Here is a 17,981-nt window from a genome sequence, read left to right as displayed (position 1 = left end):
TATAATTGAGAAAAAGTATCTTGTATACATTTTAAGGAGGTATCGGGCTTGTCTTTTAGACTAAAGCCACGAGATGATAGGTTTTTCAAGTACTTTGACGACCTGGCCGAGGCCATATCGGAAGCAACCTTAATTCTTAAAGGTTTTATAGAAAATCAGAGCGATCCGGCGGTAAATCTGGAAAATATCAATAAAGTTGAAGAACGAGGCGATATTATCTTATCCGAGGTAATGAAGCGTATAAATAACTCCTTTATCACCCCCTTTGACCGCGAAGATATACTGCTCCTGACCCGGGAACTCAATAACGTATTGGACCATGTCCAGGGTACTATGGAGAAAATTGTAATATTTAAAGTGGGGCAGCCGCAGGATGTATATGTGCTAAAATTGGTACAGGTACTGGAGGAAGCCTCCCAGGAGATAAAAAACGCGGTAGCCAATCTCCCCCATGTAAGGAATATGAGCAAGGAAATTATTGATTCATGTGAAAAAATTCGCTCCTACGAACATGAGGGGGACTACCTTTACCGGGCGGGCATAGCCCTTTTGTTTGAGAACACCCGGAATGTTATTGACATTATCAAGTGGAAAGAGATTTACGAGCACCTGGAGACTACTTTGGACTACTGTGAAAATGTCAGCAACCTTTTAAAGGGAGTTGCTGTTAAATATGTTTAGTATTGGAGTAGTCATTGTAGTAGTATTTCTGGCCCTGGTTTTTGACTATGTCAATGGTTTCCACGATACCGCCAACGCAATTGCCACTTCGGTCTCCACCAAAGCCCTTTCGCCCCGCACCGCAATCTTTATTGCCGCCACTCTGAATTTCCTGGGAGCCATGAGCGGAACGGCCGTTGCCGAAACCATAGGCAAGAGTATAGTTGCCCCCGACATGGTAACTCCGCTGGTGCTGATAAGCGCCCTTATCGGCGCTATATTCTGGAACCTTTTTACATGGCGCTTCGGCATCCCCAGCAGTTCATCCCATGCCCTTATCGGAGGACTTATCGGAGGAGTTATCGCCGGGTTCGGTGCCGGTTTTGTCAATTGGCACGGATTTCTGGTCATTTTTACCGGACTCATTATCGCCCCGATTATAGGACTGGCTGCAGGAAGCTTGATTATGACCATATTGTTCTGGGTCTTTAAAGGAACTTCACCCGCCCGGCTTAACAACAATTTTCGTAAATTGCAGGTGGTTTCCGCTTGTATGGCTTCTTTTGCCCATGGTTCCAATGATGCCCAAAAGACCATGGGGATCATAACTATGATACTGGTGAGCAGCAGCCTGATTGCCGCCTTTCAGGTTCCCCTCTGGGTCAAGATTGCCTGTGCCGGAGCCATGGCTTCCGGAACCGCAGTAGGCGGCTGGCGTATTATCCGCACGATGGGAGGTAAAATATTTAGAATTGAACCTATAAATGGTTTTGCTGCCGATTTTACCTCCTCCCTGGTTATTTTCTCTGCCAGCCACTTCGGCGCTCCCGTCAGTACTACCCATGTTGTATCCTCATCCATTATGGGGGTGGGGGCGGCTAAAAGGTTAAAGGGGGTGCGCTGGAACATTGCCCGCCAGATAGTAATCGCCTGGTTTGTGACCATCCCCTCATCCGCCCTGGCTGCAATTCTTATTTACAAATTGCTAACATTATTAGTATAATAAGGGATATTCTTGACGTGGCCGATAAAGATATTTTCTGCCCCTATTTGTCGCGCTTTTTTTCACAAGGTGGTAAGATATAAAGAAGATATTAATTGAGAAGGAGTAAGGGAGCTTGAAAGTGTATAAGATTCCTGAAGCTACGGTAATGAGACTCTCAATCTATTCACGTTATCTGCATCAGCTGATAGATGAGGGCGTGGAAACTATTTCCTCGGGAGAGATTGCTCAGGGGGTTGGAGTCAGTTCCGCCCAGGTGCGTAAGGACTTGGCCTACTTCGGAGAGTTCGGTACTCGGGGAGTAGGATACAAAGTGGAAGAACTATACGGGCATCTCATGAAGATTCTGGGTCTGGATCGTAAGTGGAATATTATTATCATCGGAGCTGGCAAGTTGGGTTCGGCTCTGGCCCTTTACCATGGTTTTGCTGACCGCGGCTTTAATATCAGCGCAATCCTTGACGTGGATCAGGAAAAAATCGGCAATAAACTCGGCGACGTAGAGGTTGAGACGCTGGAACTCCTGGAACAGAGAGTAAAGGAATCCAACGTAAGCATAGGAGTAGTGACGGTACCGGCTCCAGTAGCCCAGGAGGTTACGGACAAGCTGGTGGAAGCAGGGGTTAAGGCTATCCTAAATTTCTCCCCCCGGGTGTTAAGGGTTCCTAGCCATACTGTACTGCGCAATGTGGATCTATCAGTGAATTTGGAAGTGCTAAGCTTTAATCTCGCTTTTAACAAGTAAAACTGACTATATTAATTTATTGAGCCGGATAAAGGAGGGAAGAGCTTCTGATGGGAGTTTTCACCTCCTTTGCCTATTTTATGGCGCAGACGGCAAAAGCGGCAAAGGTGCCTGAAGGGTCAATCTTGTTTTTACCTATTGGTAATGCTAAACTTTAAAAAACACAGCTTTGCTGGAGGGTAATTAATGACTGGTAAATCTCATGCCTATCCAGGATGGCAGGTTTTGTTGCTTCTACTGATAGTAGGGGGAATTATCGGCGGTTGGATAGGGGATGCTGTAACCGGAATATGGCCTGTACTGGGGGGACTGGGAAAAGTACAGAGTGTTGGCATTCCTCAGTTTAATCTCAATCTGAAAGTTTTTTCTTTATCGTTCGGTTTTATGCTCCATATCAGTTTCTTTACCATCCTGGGATTTATTCTATCCTATCTGGTCTATAAGAGATTATAATGGTGAGGTATAGTTTTTGAAGAATATTATCCTGGCATCAGCTTCCCCGAGACGTAAAGAACTGTTAGAGATTTTTGGACTCTGTTTTTCTACCATTTCTGTAGATATTGACGAGAGTCTCCTGCCCGAAGAGTCTCCCCGTGATGCAGTTAGAAGATTGGCCCGGTTAAAGGCTGACGCAGCTATGCCCGGGCTTAGCGGAGATAGCATAGTAATCGCTGCCGATACGATTGTGGTCTTGGATGGGCAGATAATGGGCAAGCCCTTTAATGAGGATGATGCCCGGCATAAACTTTCCCGGCTCAGTGGTCGTCAGCATGAGGTAATAACGGCTGTTTGTGTTAGAATTGGAGAGGAAGTCTGTGAAGTTGAGGATGAGACCACCCGGGTATTTTTCAGGCCTTTAAGCGTACAAGAAATCGCGGCTTATGTTGCCAGCGGCGAGTCGGCAGACAAGGCCGGTGCTTATGGCATTCAGGGTCGGGGCGGGCTCCTGGTGGATAAAATAGAAGGGTGTTATTTTAATGTGGTGGGATTACCTTTGAGCCGTCTTTACCTGATATTAAAAAAATATGGTATAGATCTGCTGGGGGTGTAAGCTGGTGAGTGGATACAGCGTAAACATTAAGGACATGCCCGTAAATATGCGGCCCCGGGAAAAACTTATGTCGCGGGGAGAACGTGACCTTAATGACGCTGAGCTGCTGGCGATTGTGCTGGGCATGGGGACTAAGAATATTAGTGCACTGGATCTTGCTACCGGTTTGCTGGTCAAATACGGCAGCCTGAGAAATTTAAAAGAAGCCAGCCTGGAAGAGTTAACCGGGGAAAGGGGAATCGGACCGGCCAAGGCGGTTGGGATTAAAGCGGCCATAGAGATGGGGCGCAGGATAGCAGGAGACGTTCATTCCAGAATTCCTATTAAATCGCCCGAGGATGTTGTCAGTACGGTTACCGGTATGACAATGGAAGAAATGAGATACTACGACCGGGAGCATTTCCGCGTTATGTATCTTGATCGTAAAGGCGGACTGTTAATAATGGAAGACATCTCGGTAGGAGGCCTGCACAGTTCCATAGTTCATCCCCGGGAGGTATTCAAGACAGCGGTCAAGAAAAGCGCAGCTTCAATGATATTGGTCCATAATCATCCCAGCGGTGACCCTACCCCCAGTCGGGAGGATATTGATATAACCCGCAGATTGCTGGAAGCAGGCAAGCTTATGGGGATAGAAATAATTGACCATGTAATAATAGGTGATAATAAATACTGCAGTCTAAAAGCCAAGGGATTAATTTAAATTAAGGAGGAACTACAGTGTTTGGCAAAGACTTGGGAATAGATTTGGGAACGGCCAATACTCTGGTGCATATAAAGGGTAAAGGCGTGGTTTTGACTGAACCGTCGGTAGTAGCGATTCAGAGCGATAACGGCAAGGTTCTGGCCGTAGGTGACGAAGCCAAGCGCATGATAGGTCGTACGCCTGGCAGCATAATCGCCATTCGCCCCATGAAAGACGGAGTTATTGCCGATTTTGACGTTACACAGGCTATGCTCAGTTATTTTATTAACAAGGTTCTGGGGCCGAGGACCCCGTTCATGCGCCCCCGGGTGATTGTAAGCATTCCAACCGGATGTACTACCGTGGAGGAGAGGGCGGTCAGGGAAGCTGCACTTCAGGGTGGCGCCAAAGAAGCCTATTTGATTGAGGAACCGATGGCTGCTGCTATAGGCGCGGGCTTGCCTGTGCATGAACCGACCGGCAACCTGATTGTAGATATAGGCGGAGGTACTACCGAGGTGGCAGTTATATCCCTGGGTGGAATCGTTACCGCCAAATCAGTCCGGGTGGCAGGTGATAACATGGATGCCGCCATTATGCAGCATCTCAAGAAAAACTACAATCTGCTTATCGGTGAGCGGACGGCGGAGGATATAAAAATATCCATTGGTTCAGCTCTCTGGGAAGGTGATGAGGAGTACTACGAAGTGCGGGGGCGTGATTTAGTTAGTGGTTTGCCCAAAACTATAAAGGTTTCCTCATTAGAGATTCAGATGGCTTTAAAAGAGACAGTTGACCAGATAATAGAAGGGATAAAGGTCTGTTTGGAAAAAACGCCTCCGGAACTGGCTTCCGATATAATCGACCGGGGTATAGTAATGGCCGGTGGCGGAGCCATGCTGCTGGGGTTGGATAAACTCATCAGCAAAGAAACCAATATGCCGGTCTATGCCTGTGAAGACCCCCTGCTGGCCGTTGCCCGGGGGACGGGTAAAGTGCTGGAGAATATTGAGGTTTTAAAAAGAGTGTTGGTACAGCCCAAAAAATCCATGTAAGACTGGGTGAGGAGTTTTGTTTAAGCTTTTCAAAAATAAGTTCCTCTGGTTGCTGTTGCTGATAATTGCTGTTTCCCTGGTATTGATGAATTCTACCACTGCCCACCGCAATAATATTACCTTGGCGGAAAAAATTGTTCGTGATGCCTTTGTTCCGCTGCAAAGCGGGGTTAGCAGCTTTAAAGGCAGCTGGGACGGGTGGACCGGGGTTTTTAGCGACAAGAACCGTTTACAGCAAAGAATCAAGGAATTGGAAGCTGAAAATGGCAGGCTCGCTTTCGAAAACCAGTCATTGCGGGAGTATAAACAGGAAAGCATGCGTTTGCGCCGGATGTTGAATTTTGAGGATACCAACCGGGATAATTACGATTTACTTGCCGCGCATGTGATTGCCCGCAGCCCCAATAACTGGTACAAGTGCATTACCATTGACCGTGGCTCCCGGCAGGGGGTCAAAAAAGATATGCCGGTGATAAGCACGGGGGGATTGGTGGGATTGGTAGCCAGCGTCAGCGAGAACTCGGCTCAGGTCAGTTTGATTACGGACCGGGAGATGGCGGTAGGCGCAATAGTTCAGGAGACCCGGGAAACTAACGGCATTGTAGAAGGTCTGGGCGACAGCAATCAGTTAAGAATGATTAACATCCCCTATTACTCAAAAATCAAGAAAAGCGACCTTATTGTAAGCTCCGGGTTATCAGCCATATATCCTTCAGGCATCATGATAGGAACAGTAACCGAAGTTACGCGGGAACCTAACGGCCTGTTGTTATTGGCCGAGATAAGACCAGCCGTAAATTTTGACAAATTGGAGGAGGTTTTTGTGGTAACCGGGTACCAGCCTGAGACGGGCGCCAAGGTGGAAGAGGAGTAACTCTATTGCGTATCCTGGTTCTGATATTATTGCCGTTGATGGCAATATTTTTACAGTCTACATTCTTCAGCGTCTATAGTATAAAAGGTACGACTCCAGATCTGGTTCTGGTTTTTGTTACCTTTTTTGCGCTTTTTAACCGGGTGGAAAAAGGGACTGCTTATGCATTTGCCTGCGGCTTGCTGGAAGATCTGTACATGGGACGATTCATCGGTTTAAACGCTCTGTCCAAAGGTCTAACCGCTTATATTGTAGGGAGGGTGCAGGGCAATGTTTTTAAGGAAAATATATTTGTAGGCCTTTTGTCTGTACTGATAGCTACAGCTCTAAATTCCCTGTTTCTTTTCCTCCTGAGCATCGTGGTTTTTGAAGTATTTCACATTGATGCTGGTATGCTGGATAGCATCCTCTATCAGGCTGCTTACAATGCGGTGGTGGCAGTACCACTCTACATCTGGTATTATAATTCAGCTAAAGGCGGCGTCCTGAAGACCCCGGGGAGGGTAAAATGAAACCCAATACCATTAAAACCAAGCTAAAAGTTTATTCCTATATAGTTATTGCTTTATTGACCGTTTTGGCTGCAAGATTGGCTATTGTGCAATTTTTTCACCAGCAGCTTTATCAGACCCAGGCCAAAGAAAACCGTATTCGACTGGTGGCGGTGAAGGCCCCTCGGGGGGAGATCTATGACCGGAAAGGAAAAATACTGGCAGCCAATGAACTGGTTTATACCTTAAGCTTGAGTTATCTAGGTTTGAGCGGGCAGGATACTGTGGTAAATAGCCTGGTTAAGCTGATGCAATCCTACTATCCGGAAATAGATAATCAATTTATAGAAGAAAAAATAAAACTGCAGAAATATCGCCTGTTCGAGCCGGTTATAGTCGTCCGTGATATTCCTTGGGAACTGGTGGTAAAACTGGAGGAGAACCGGCAGATTTTGCCCGGGGTCGCTATCACGGTTGAACCCCTGCGGTCTTATCCCGAAGCTGCTTTAGCCGGGCACGTGCTGGGCTATATCCATTCTATCAATGCCGAAGAGTTGGCTCGCAGTGAAGGCAAGTACAGTATCAACAGCCTGATTGGCAAAGCAGGTATTGAGAAACAATACGAAAAGGAACTGCGGGGCAGTGACGGCGCCCGGCGGGTAGAGGTTGACGCCAAGGGGAGGCCGGTAAGAGAGCTGCTCACCATGGAACCGACTCCGGGCAATAACCTTTACCTCACCCTGGACATGGAAATGCAAAAAGTACTGGAAAAAAGCATGGATGAAGTCTTGGCACAGTTGCAAGAGAAATACCCTAAAGCCAAAGTGGGGTCGGCGGTAGTAATTAATGTCAAAACCGGAGAAATACTGGCCATGACCAGCAGGCCAGGACTGAATCCGGATGACTGGAAAGGCAATCTCAGTGATGAAAGGGCTTCCTACTATTATCCTTCCGGCAAATATGACCCCATGAACCCCGGGGCGGAGGTCAACCGGGCTTTGCAGGAGAGCTATCCGCCCGGCTCGACCTTCAAACCTGTTACCGGTATGGCGGCTCTGGAAAAGGAGGCCATGGATCCCCTGCGTGATTCCGTAAACTGCGCCGGCCGTTACTGGATAGCGCCCAGGATAAAATGTACGGGAGTACACGGCAATGTTAACTACTATGCGGGTATGGCCCATTCCTGCAACACCTATTTCCAGGAGATGGGGCGCAGGGCAGGCAAGGATGAGATTATCAAAGTAGCCCGTGAGCTTGGGCTGGGCAGCAAAACCGGAATCGACCTGCCCGATGAAAGCAGCGGCCTGCTTCCCACTCCGGAATGGAAGAAGAAGGTTAATGTCCCGATACTTAACAGTCGTTACGAGAATTTGATTAAGGATTTAGATGCCAAGTATGAGTCTCTGCAGCGGGGCGTTACCGATGAAGAAGAATTGAAAAAACTGCAGCGTAAAAAACAGCAGGAAAAGAATAAGATAGATGCCGAACATGATAGCAGATATCGCTTTGATACTGTCTGGCAGGATTACGATACCTTTAATATGTCCATAGGCCAGGGGGGGAACGACTATACGGTTCTGCAACTGGCCAACTATGTGGCTACCATTGCCAACGGCGGCTATTTGATGAAACCCCATGTGATGGCTCGGGTGGTATCGGATAAGGGCAAAGTACTTAATACTACCAAACCGGAAGTTGTCCACGAGGCCGATATCAAACCTCCGACTATTGCTGAAACCAGAAGGGCCATGCTGGCGGTTGCCGAGCCGGGGGGAACGGCCTATTTCCTGTTTGCCCACTTCCCCGAAACGATCCGGGTTGCCGCAAAAACCGGAACGGCTGAAACCAGCAGGCAGGGAGACAACCCCAAAAAAGATTTTCACGGAGTGTTTGTAGCTTTTGCTCCTTTTGACGACCCGGAGATCGCCTTTGCCGGGGTAATAGAATACGGTTATAGCGGCGGTTCCTCGGCAGGACTGGTTGCCCGTGATGTATTTGAACATTATTTTGGCATCAAAGACCACCTGGCAGAGGAGAAAGCATTGGAGGCAACTGCTGCCAGTTCTGAAAACCAGGTGGATCCTAACCAGACTGGTGAAATCGACCCTTCGGCACGACCCCGTTAGGTAATTGGATTCAGTATTTTTAATGACTATGTTAAGCAGGTGAAATCAACCTGTTTTTTTATTTTTTACTAATAAAGGCCAAAGTGTGATAGGGTGAAAGAAAAAACATTGGTTTAAGTAATATCTGGTAGACAAAATGTTATTATGTGCCATAGTTGACACCGATAGCTTTTAATGTTGATAGGGAGGGTAAAAAGTGAAGAGGCTTTTGTGGATTGGAGGCCTGGTAATACTAATGCTGTCAGGCCTGCTGGTTTTTAACCACTTCTATTATTTCCGGCCCAATTTGTCGGAAGTGCAGATAAAAGAACAGGCGGAAAAAAAATTAGGCCGGGAATTGCCTGACTGCTTGCGCCGATATACTGATCCCTATGTAAAAACCAGCATACATAAGGTCGAAGTTTTGGATATCAGCCAGCTGGGCGGAAAAACCTATCTGGTATTCAAGGCGGATCTAAAAGTGGTTGGAAGCGGACAAGGATATTCAGGGCCTTTTCAGGGAGGAGGCTATATGGTAGGCATAAGGCTGGTGGAAGGCAACCTTGGCGGCATCAGCCTCAAGGATGGGATGGAGTTTACTACCGACCTGGTGGGGGGAGCAAATCCGGCTGAATGTGGGCAAATGCCAAACGGGATCTTTTTTGCCTTCTGCAAGGATCCCCGGATAGATAAAGTGGTGTTGGAACTTAGCGATGGCAATAATATCAAAGCCGAGGTCCGCAGCCGAGTTGTTATGGCCCAGATCCCCAGGGACCAGTCCGGGATAACCCCCCGCTTTTATGACAAGGAGGGCGTTGAGATAGAGCCTTCCTGGGGGATGAAGATTGCCTTTGTATCGCAAAACGAGAAGTATTACCGCCAGTACACCAACTATCCTCTCGAGTGGTGGAATATGAATGCGGAAGATATCGAGGTTATAACCCCGGCCATGGTAAATGGCATTTGGATTTTCCCTGATCAGCAGAAAAATACACTGCAGAAAGAACGGGCGAAAAAGCTGCTGGAATTGGCCGATGCCGGTGTTCCGGTGATTTTTGTGGGTATGAAGGATTTTAAAGAGTTAGAGGTACTGGGTTTGGACCGGAATGCAATTATAGACCCAGAGGTACCTGCCAAGGAAGTGGAAGCTCTTTATCTAGGCAGGAATGATAAGGGGACTGTTGAAGCCGGGGTGATAACCCTGGATGACGAGCAGGATTCGCCAGTTTTGATGAAGACGGTAAACCTGCGCTATCATATGGATTTGCCCGGCCAGACCAAGAGCAAAGCAGTGGCAGGTACTAAAACCATTAAAATACCGATGCAACCGGCCGCGCCGGTAGTCAAGGGTGTTGTATCAGGTGGGGGGAGGTAGTGAAAATGAATCGCAATCGTTTTAAAAAGCATACCCGTTTTTTATTCATACTAGGGTTGTGCATGGTTCTGGCATCGATTCCCTGCCTGCCGACATGGGCTGAAGGAGAGAGCGCCCCCTCCATCAAGGCTAAAGCCGGTTATAACGGCTATGTACGCACGGGAGAATTAGTATCCTTTAAAGTGGAGATCGAGAATCCGGGGTCGGAGATAAAAGGGACTTTGAAAATAAGCAGCAATCAATATGGGGCGCAGGTGGTGTTCAGCCGGGAGGTAGTTTTACCTTCAGGTTCCCGCAAGAGTTTTAACCTTTATGTCTCCGATGACCAGAGCCAGAGCTTTAACCTGCGTTTGGTTTCCGGCGGCAAAGAGATAGCTTCCACCCGCATCCGGATTAATCGCCTGCCACCTCAGGAGATGATGCTGGGGGTGCTGTCAAGTAATCCGGCGGCACTGAATCAACTGGGGGCATTGAAGCTGCCTGGCAATGCGCAGAGAGCTACGGTAATACACCTGGACGCACAGGATTTGCCAACCGATCCCCTGATGCTGGAGAGTCTTGATGTTTTGATAATGAGTGACTTTTCCAGCCGCAGCCTGAAAACGGAACAGCTATCCGGTATCCAAAGCTGGGTTGAAGGAGGAGGTTTGTTGGTAAGCTGTGGCGGAGCCAGCTGGGAGAAGACTCTGTCCAGCCTGCCGCCGGAACTGGTTCCGGTTCAGAACTCGGGCAGCATCCAGGTAAACCGTTTACCTGGTTTGGAAAAATGGACCGGACAGCAGCTTCCTGCAGGCAGTAATATTATTATAACCAAGGGGCAGGCCCGGGGGGCTACCTTGATGTCCAGTGACAACCTTCCAATTCTGGTGGGAGCCAAAATGGGGCGCGGCAACGTTTATTACCTGGCTTTTGACCCTGCCGCCGGTCCTTTTGAGAACTGGGTGGGTAATGAAAGCCTGTGGCTGAACATCTTTACCGGCAGCGATCCACATCAGATGATAAGTGCATCCAACTCCCGGGGCATGATGATGGATCGCAGGCACGATATGAACTGGGCTCTGCGCAGCATCCCCGCATCCGATCTCCCTTCCCGGGGAGGGCTGGCAGCGATACTGCTGGCTTACATACTTATATTGGGGCCGATTGTTTACCTGGTGTTAAAGAAAATGGATCGCCGGGAACTGGGCTGGGTAGTCATACCTTTAGCCGCCCTATTGCTGTTCAGTGCCACCTATCTGGTCGGCTTCAAGGGTAAAGGGCGGGATGTATTCACCCGGGTCATATCCATAGTGCAAATGGAACCTGGATTAAATAATGCCCGGGTAACCTCCTACATAGGCGCGTTTGCACCTACCCACCGGCAATATTCGATTAATCTGGCCGGTAACCGGCTGGTGGATGTATTGCCGATAGACAGTTACCGTGACCGGGGTATGATGGTGGGTACCGCTCAGTTACCGGTAATGGCAACGGTTAAGCAGGGTAAGGATACCACCGTTGAGTTCGGTGACTTAAGCCGTTGGTCCACCCGTTCCATCCAGACCCGCAGCAGCATGTACAAGCCGGGAAACATAGAAGCTGAACTGCATACGGAGGGTAACCGTATCAAGGGGACACTGACCAACAACACCAGCCAAACCCTGAATGAATGTACGATATACAGCCGCTATGGATATCAGAAGCTGAACAAGCTTAAACCCGGGGAGACGGTTGAAGTCGACCTGTCTTTATACATGACCGTACAAAGCCGGCCGTTGTACCTGCGCTTATTTGAAAGCTATCCTATTCATTACCCGCCGGGATATAATCCCTTCAGGGCTGAGAGTCAGAGCAAGATGAGAGTAATGGAGATGTATTTTAACGGCGGACAGGATCATGATAGTGATAAGCTCATGTTTATAGGCTGGTCCCAGGAAGAGGTGGAAGGCGTAATGGCAAGTCATGGGGCGGGGAAGACTTATCCGTCCACGGCATGGCTGTCGCCGCTTCCGGTAGAACTGCTGTATAAGGATAAGATATCGGTTCCTCCGGGGATAATAAACGGGCGTATTATCGATGTTAAAGCCAATCATTGTTCCCAAGATTTAAATGGAATTCAATTCGGTGGGGGGCCGGTTACCTTTCAACTGGATATTCCTTATGAGTTGAGCTCTATGCAGGTAAAGAAATTAACCCTGCTGGCTCCAACCGATAATTTCCAAACTGCCCGGGGATTAGCCATGGAGCTATACAACTGGTCAACCGGCAATTGGCAGGAAGTAAAATATCAGTTGATGGGCAATCTGATTCCGGACTGGCAGGATTACTTGTCGGAGCAGGGCAGCTTGCGGGTCAGGATAACCCCCTCCGGTACAGACGGTTTTGCTTATTTAAAAGGGGTGACCCTTTCGATGGAGGCTGTCTATCTGGATGATGCTCAGCAGCAGGCTGTGACCAGCAGTGGGGGGAGGTAAGGAAATGCTTCAGATCGAGAACTTGAGCAAGAAATACGGAAAATTGACGGCGGTAGACAATCTATCTCTTAATGTGGAATCAGGATCCATATTTGGCCTGGTTGGGCCTAATGGGGCGGGCAAGACCTCAACCATGAAAATACTGGCCGCACTCTTGACTCCTACGGCGGGCCGGGCTTGGATTGCCGGGGAGGAGGTCAGTGCCAATCCCGCCCGCATCAGGCAACTGGTTGGATACATGCCGGATTTTTTCGGGGTTTATGATGATCTTAAGGTGGAGGAATACCTGGATTTTTACGGTGCCAGTTATGGTATGCCGGCTCGGGAACGACGTGTGGTAATAGGTGATTTACTGGAACTGGTGGACTTAAGCCATAAAAGATATGCCTATGTGGATTCCCTTTCCCGGGGTATGAAGCAGCGTCTCTGTCTGGCCCGCAGCCTGGTTCACGACCCCTCCCTGCTGATTCTGGACGAACCTGCCTCCGGTCTTGACCCCCGGGCGCGGGTGGAGATGCGGGAGTTGTTAAAAGAGCTAAAATCCATGGGCAAAACCATTATAATCAGTTCTCACATACTTCCTGAATTGGCCGAGCTCTGTACCCATATCGGCATCATGGAAATGGGGAAATTGGTTATAAGCGGTACCAATGAGGAGATAGTGCATCATACCCGGGCCGGCAGAACCCTGCAGGTACGGGTTATAGGCCGGGCCGAGGAGGCCGGACTGATATTGCAGGATGAACTGGGCCTGACCGAAATACCGTTTCTTAACAATAGTGCGGTTCTTCCCTTTAGCGGCAATGATGAAGACTTGAACCGGATTCTCACCCGTATGGTTGAGGGCGGTATTCCAGTGGCATCTTTCAGCGAAGGCAGAAATAACCTGGAGGACATTTTCATGCAGGTGACGAAGGGAGCGGTGCAGTGATGAAGCGCATAGTTTTAAACCCGGTACTGGATAAGGAATTCCGTTCCCGGATGAGAACCTGGAAATCACCCCTTTTAATAAGTCTGTACCTGGGGGTTCTGGCTTTGATTACCCTGGGCTATTACTGGACTCAGCAGCAAAGAGCTTTTTATTCCGGGTTTGGCCCGGAAGTGGGACCGCAGATATATGTTACCCTGACCATATTTCAGCTGATGCTGGTTTCTTTCGTAACTCCGGCTTTTACAGCCGGGGTAATCAGCGGTGAGCGGGAGAGGCAGACTTTGGATCTGCTGGTTTGCACCAGGTTGTCTGCCACCTCCATAATACTAAACAAATTGCTGGCGTCAATCGCCTACATATTGCTGCTGATTATATCTTCACTGCCCTTTTTCGGTGTGGTCTACTTTTTTGGCGGTATTCTGTTAAGCGAAATCGGTCAGGTATTTCTGGTCTATCTGATGACCGCCTTGACCTTTGGAGCCATAGGGGTTTTTTGCTCGACTGTTTTCCGCAAAACCCAGGTATCAGTAGTGGTAACCTATGTGATCGTATTTTTCTTTCTGGCCGGCACCGCTGCCATAACCGTCTTCCTGGCAAATGTGCGCCCCGACTTTGGCGGCTTGCCTCTTATTGCCTATCTTAATCCTGTCGTAGCTTTGTGCTCAACCTTTCCGGGTTCTTTCTCCCAGGGAATGATCATGGGCTTCGGATTTGGCGCCGGCAGAATGGTTGGTGCCAATGCCCCGGCCTCGACCCTGCTGCCCTGGCAATACAATTTCATCGGCGATGGACTTATAATAGTGGTGTTTTTGGTCATGGCGATTGTTTTGCTTGACCCGGTCGGTCGTTTTTCCAGGGTTAAGCAATTGTTTGGACGTAAGAGCAAGGTGCAGGTGGAAACAGATGAAGAAATTGAAAGCGAAGCTCATCCCGGATAGTCGGATTTTTACTGACCGGCAGCTTCAAGAGGCTTTACGGCCTGTAATAACACGTCTGCGTGGGGAACACTATTTAATTGCTCTTTTGCGGGCCGCGGCGGTAGCAATGGCGGTCTCGTTGTTGCTGCTTATCTTTGCCTTTCTTCGCCCCTGGGCAGATGTCTTGACCTGCTGCCTGATTTTGACGGGGGCAATCCTGCTTCTGGCTGCGGCCCTGGCCGTAATCTCACGTCCTGGTTTATGGGAGGCAGCTTGTCAGGTGGATGCGAAGGGCTTGAAGGAGCGGGTCAGTACGGCACTGGAACTTTCGTGCCGCAGCTCTGGAACTGAGTTGCAAACCAGGCAGAGAGAAGATGCGTTGAGACATCTGCAGGCTCTGGATATTGAAGCCGGTTTCCCTCTGCGTTTGCCTCGTCGTGAGGGTAAGGTTTTATTGACCCTGGCCCTGCTGCTAGTGCTGGTAAATATAATTCCCAATCCCCAGCGGGGAGAAGTTGAACGGCAAATGGCCATTCGAAGGGAAATAGCCCAGCAGCAAAAACAGGTGGAAAAGGTTAAGAATGATTTGGTAAAGAAAAACGAAAAAGCCCCGTCAGTCCGCCGGGAGGAGGGCATTAAAGCCCTGGAGGATTTACAGCGGAAGTTACATGAGGCCAAAAAACAGGAACAGGCTATGAAGTCCCTGGCCAGTACGGAGGAACAGCTAAAGAAGCTCGTTTTGGATGGGCAGGAAGATGTAAACAGTGATTTACAAGGGTTATCCCGGGCTTTAAAGCAAGAAGAGATAGGTAGGGAAATGGGTGATAAACTGGCTGCGGGGGATAGCCGGGAGATAAAAAAGAGTTTTGACCGGATGGCAGAAAAAGTGTCGGCTCTGTCGACTGATGATAGGCAGAAACTGGCTGCCAGTCTGAATCAGGCAGCAACATCCGCCAATGACGGGGATTTAAAAAGCCAGCTGAATCAGGCGGCAAGGTCGCTGAACAGCGGGTCTGCGCAGGCAGCCGGGAGTAAACTAAGTGCTTTGGGTGCGACCCTGGGACGGATGGGTGAGCAGTCAGCCGTAAATGCAGATCTGGCCCGGGCGCAAATGGCCTTGCAGTCGGCCCGGACCGGGATAGCAACGGCAGCCAGCAGCGGAACTGGCGCCAATATGGCTTCTTCTGGTGCTAGTTGCCAGCATCCGGGCTGCAATACCCCCGGAAGCAATGGAACCTGACAGCTTGGTGGCAATACCCCCGGAGGGGGAAATTCACCAGGAGGCGGTGGCCAGGGGACAGGGCAAGGTTCTCAAGGTCAGGGAGTTGGGCAGGGAGCTGGCGCCGGAGCCGGCGCCGGTATAGGCAGCAGCAATCAGGATGGACAGGTACAAAGATCCTCTTCCGGCGGACCTGCCGGAGGGAACCTTCCGGCCAGCATGAGTGTTGGGGAATACGAGAAAATATATGACCCTGCCCGGCTGGGCAGAGCCGGAGAGACTTCCTATGTAAAAGGGCAGGAAGGCAGCGGGCCGCAGCAGACTGTGGATGTAAGCAATCCCGACATTAACCCGGGCAGCATGTTGCCTTACCGTCAGGTTATCGGGGAATACAGCCAGGCCGCCCGGGAGTCGCTTAACCGGAGTATAATCCCGGCAGGTACCCAGGATTTGGTGCGCGACTACTTCACATCCCTGGAGGAGAATTGATCAGAATTAAACGGTTTCAGTAGATTCTGCGTGAATTAAAAACGGGAGGATGTTTTGAATGCAGATAGATGATTTTGCCCCGGTGGTTAACGCGATAGAAAAAGAGATAGGGAGGGTGATGGTAGGACAGAAGGATATTATCCGGGAGACTCTGATATGTCTTTTGGCCGGGGGCAATATCCTGCTGGAAGGAGTGCCCGGACTGGGCAAAACCATGCTGGTCAGAACCGTCAGCCAGGTTCTGTCCCTGGACTTTAGCCGGATACAGTTTACGCCCGACCTGATGCCGGCTGATATAGCGGGAACCAATATTCTGAGCGAGGACACCGGCGGCGGCAAATATTTCAGCTTTCAACCGGGGCCGGTTTTTGCCAACGTCGTTTTGGCCGATGAAATTAACCGGGCTACCCCCAAAACCCAGAGCGCGCTCCTGGAAGCCATGCAGGAAAAAACAGTCACCGTGGGCGGCAAGACCAGGGCTTTGCCGCAGCCATTTTTCGTTCTGGCTACTCAGAATCCGCTGGAAATGGAGGGAACCTATCCCCTGCCCGAAGCCCAGATGGATCGCTTCCTGTTTAAACTGCTGGTGCAATATCCGGGGGAAGAGGAATTGAGCAGTATTATTAACATCACTACCGGAAGCAGTTCTGTTGATTTGAAGCAGATAGCGGGTGCGCAAACTATTTCGGATATGACTGCCCTGGCTCGGGAAGTGCCGGTTGGAGAAAGAGTCTTGCAAATGGCTACCCGGGCGGTTCTGGCAACTCACCCTGAGAGTGAATATGCACCGGACAGCGTACGCCAGTATGTGCGTTACGGCGCTTCCCCCCGGGGAGGCCAGGCACTTATAGCTGCGGGGAAGGTGCGGGCCCTGATGGAAGGCAGGTATAATGTAGCCTTTGAAGATATTGAAGCCCTGGCCTACCCCGCTTTGCGCCACCGCTTTTTCCTAAACTTTGAAGGCGAAGCCCAGGGATTAAGTACCGACCAATTGATCGCCGATATACTGCAGACTTTAAAGGTGAAATAATATGGATGATCTTTTTGACCAGCAATTCCTGGCCAGTCTGGAGCGGCTGGCCCTGCAGGGCAGAAAAATTATTGCCGGTAAACACAGCGGGGAGCGGCGCTCACCTAACAAGGGCAGTTCGGTGGAGTTTGCTGATTTCCGCAACTATACCAGCGGAGATGATTTCCGCCATATCGACTGGAATGCTTATGCCCGCAGTGAACGCTTGTTTTTAAAGCTGTTCATGGAGGAACAGGATCTTTTATTAACCATATTTCTGGATCTCAGTCAGTCCATGGACTGGGGGCAGCCTGCCAAAGCCAGAACCGCCCGACAGATTGCCGCTGCCTTCGCCTACCTGGCCTTGAGCAGCTTTGACCGGGTGGCGATAGCTGCCTGCTCTGACCGTTTAAGCGCCTTTTTGCCGCCCCTTAGGGGAAGAGGCTCGTTACACCGGGCATGGGATTTTATCGGCGGCCTTCCTGCCGGCGGCAGCACTGACTTAGACCAATCCCTTAAGGATTTCGGACGTTATGCCCGGGGTGGGGGAATGGCGGTGGTTATTTCAGATTTTATGTCCCCCCCGGGGTTTCAGGAAGGGCTTAAGTACCTGCAGTATTTGAAACAGGATGTGATTGTGCTGCAACTGCTGGCGCCCGATGAATTGAACCCGGCTTTAAATGGCGATCTGCGCCTGGTGGACTGTGAAAGCGGCGAAGCCCGGGAAGTAACCCTGACCCCGATGGTGATCAAAGCCTATAAACGGAAGCTGCGGCAGTATACCGAGACTATCCGTAATTTTTGCTATCAACGCAATATGGGTTACTGGCAGTTAAGCTCAGCCGAGCCCCTGGAGGACATTATCCTGAAGAGTCTTCCTGCCGCAGGAATTTTAGGGCGAAGGTGAGTTAACCAAATC

Annotated in this window: 19 protein-coding genes; all 19 read left to right on the top strand. The window is 49.7% G+C overall.

Annotation, left to right across the window (positions count from 1 at the left end; translation table 11 throughout):
* The first annotated feature begins 48 nt into the window (after positions 1–48).
* The 19 genes from ACU70B_RS11500 (at position 49) to ACU70B_RS11410 (ending at position 17,969) form a co-directional block, all read left to right on the top strand.
* Positions 49–681 (top strand): DUF47 domain-containing protein, encoded by a 633-nt coding sequence (locus ACU70B_RS11500; protein ID WP_447183675.1) that lies wholly within the window; start codon positions 49–51, stop codon positions 679–681.
* Positions 674–1,663: an inorganic phosphate transporter gene (locus ACU70B_RS11495; RefSeq protein WP_447183674.1), complete on the top strand. Its 990-nt coding sequence runs from the start codon at positions 674–676 to the stop codon at positions 1,661–1,663. Before ACU70B_RS11500 ends, ACU70B_RS11495 begins: the two co-directional genes overlap by 8 nt.
* Positions 1,664–1,778: 115 nt before the next feature.
* Complete coding sequence (locus ACU70B_RS11490) at positions 1,779–2,408, top strand: redox-sensing transcriptional repressor Rex (protein WP_447183673.1); 630 nt, start codon at positions 1,779–1,781, stop codon at positions 2,406–2,408.
* Between the two features lie 186 nt (positions 2,409–2,594).
* The gene (locus tag ACU70B_RS11485) at positions 2,595–2,861 is read left to right on the top strand and encodes a DUF4321 domain-containing protein (protein WP_447183672.1); all 267 of its coding nucleotides are present in this window, start codon (positions 2,595–2,597) and stop codon (positions 2,859–2,861) included.
* A gap of 16 nt (positions 2,862–2,877) precedes the next feature.
* A complete protein-coding gene (locus ACU70B_RS11480; RefSeq protein WP_447183671.1) occupies positions 2,878–3,459 on the top strand; it encodes a Maf family protein in 582 nt (193 codons plus the stop codon).
* 34 nt (positions 3,460–3,493) lie between these two features.
* Positions 3,494–4,162 (top strand): RadC family protein, encoded by a 669-nt coding sequence (gene radC / locus ACU70B_RS11475; RefSeq protein ID WP_447185763.1) that lies wholly within the window; start codon positions 3,494–3,496, stop codon positions 4,160–4,162.
* 17 nt (positions 4,163–4,179) lie between these two features.
* The gene (locus ACU70B_RS11470) at positions 4,180–5,199 is read left to right on the top strand and encodes a rod shape-determining protein (protein ID WP_447183670.1); all 1,020 of its coding nucleotides are present in this window, start codon (positions 4,180–4,182) and stop codon (positions 5,197–5,199) included.
* A 16-nt stretch (positions 5,200–5,215) separates the two neighbouring features.
* Positions 5,216–6,073, top strand: coding sequence for a rod shape-determining protein MreC (mreC, locus tag ACU70B_RS11465; RefSeq protein WP_447183669.1), 858 nt, complete (start codon positions 5,216–5,218; stop codon positions 6,071–6,073).
* Positions 6,074–6,078: 5 nt separating this feature from the next.
* Entirely contained in the window at positions 6,079–6,585 is a 507-nt protein-coding gene (gene mreD, locus ACU70B_RS11460) for a rod shape-determining protein MreD (protein WP_447183668.1), read from the top strand.
* Positions 6,582–8,690, top strand: coding sequence for a penicillin-binding protein 2 (locus ACU70B_RS11455; RefSeq protein WP_447183667.1), 2,109 nt, complete (start codon positions 6,582–6,584; stop codon positions 8,688–8,690). Before mreD ends, ACU70B_RS11455 begins: the two co-directional genes overlap by 4 nt.
* A gap of 196 nt (positions 8,691–8,886) precedes the next feature.
* On the top strand, positions 8,887–10,044 hold the full coding sequence (locus ACU70B_RS11450; RefSeq protein WP_447183666.1) for a leucine-rich repeat domain-containing protein: 1,158 nt from the start codon (positions 8,887–8,889) through the stop codon (positions 10,042–10,044).
* Between the two features lie 5 nt (positions 10,045–10,049).
* Positions 10,050–12,497, top strand: coding sequence for a DUF8815 domain-containing protein (locus tag ACU70B_RS11445; protein WP_447183665.1), 2,448 nt, complete (start codon positions 10,050–10,052; stop codon positions 12,495–12,497).
* Positions 12,498–12,501: 4 nt separating this feature from the next.
* Positions 12,502–13,428, top strand: coding sequence for an ABC transporter ATP-binding protein (locus ACU70B_RS11440; RefSeq protein ID WP_447183664.1), 927 nt, complete (start codon positions 12,502–12,504; stop codon positions 13,426–13,428).
* Complete coding sequence (locus ACU70B_RS11435; RefSeq protein WP_447183663.1) at positions 13,428–14,366, top strand: ABC transporter permease; 939 nt, start codon at positions 13,428–13,430, stop codon at positions 14,364–14,366. The genes ACU70B_RS11440 and ACU70B_RS11435 overlap by 1 nt, the downstream gene beginning before the upstream one ends.
* Positions 14,332–15,585, top strand: a complete 1,254-nt coding sequence (locus ACU70B_RS11430) for a hypothetical protein (protein ID WP_447183662.1) — start codon at positions 14,332–14,334, stop codon at positions 15,583–15,585. Before ACU70B_RS11435 ends, ACU70B_RS11430 begins: the two co-directional genes overlap by 35 nt.
* A complete protein-coding gene (locus tag ACU70B_RS11425) occupies positions 15,575–15,709 on the top strand; it encodes a hypothetical protein (RefSeq protein WP_447183661.1) in 135 nt (44 codons plus the stop codon). Before ACU70B_RS11430 ends, ACU70B_RS11425 begins: the two co-directional genes overlap by 11 nt.
* A gap of 74 nt (positions 15,710–15,783) precedes the next feature.
* Positions 15,784–16,053, top strand: a complete 270-nt coding sequence (locus tag ACU70B_RS11420) for a DUF8809 domain-containing protein (protein ID WP_447183660.1) — start codon at positions 15,784–15,786, stop codon at positions 16,051–16,053.
* Between the two features lie 58 nt (positions 16,054–16,111).
* Entirely contained in the window at positions 16,112–17,083 is a 972-nt protein-coding gene (locus ACU70B_RS11415; RefSeq protein WP_352399003.1) for an AAA family ATPase, read from the top strand.
* A 1-nt stretch (position 17,084) separates the two neighbouring features.
* Positions 17,085–17,969, top strand: coding sequence for a DUF58 domain-containing protein (locus tag ACU70B_RS11410; protein ID WP_447183659.1), 885 nt, complete (start codon positions 17,085–17,087; stop codon positions 17,967–17,969).
* Positions 17,970–17,981: the final 12 nt, after the last annotated feature.

The organism is Syntrophomonas curvata, assembly GCF_052976825.1.
The sequence above is the reverse complement of the archived record's forward strand: the minus strand, read 5'-3'. Positions and strand labels throughout refer to the sequence as shown.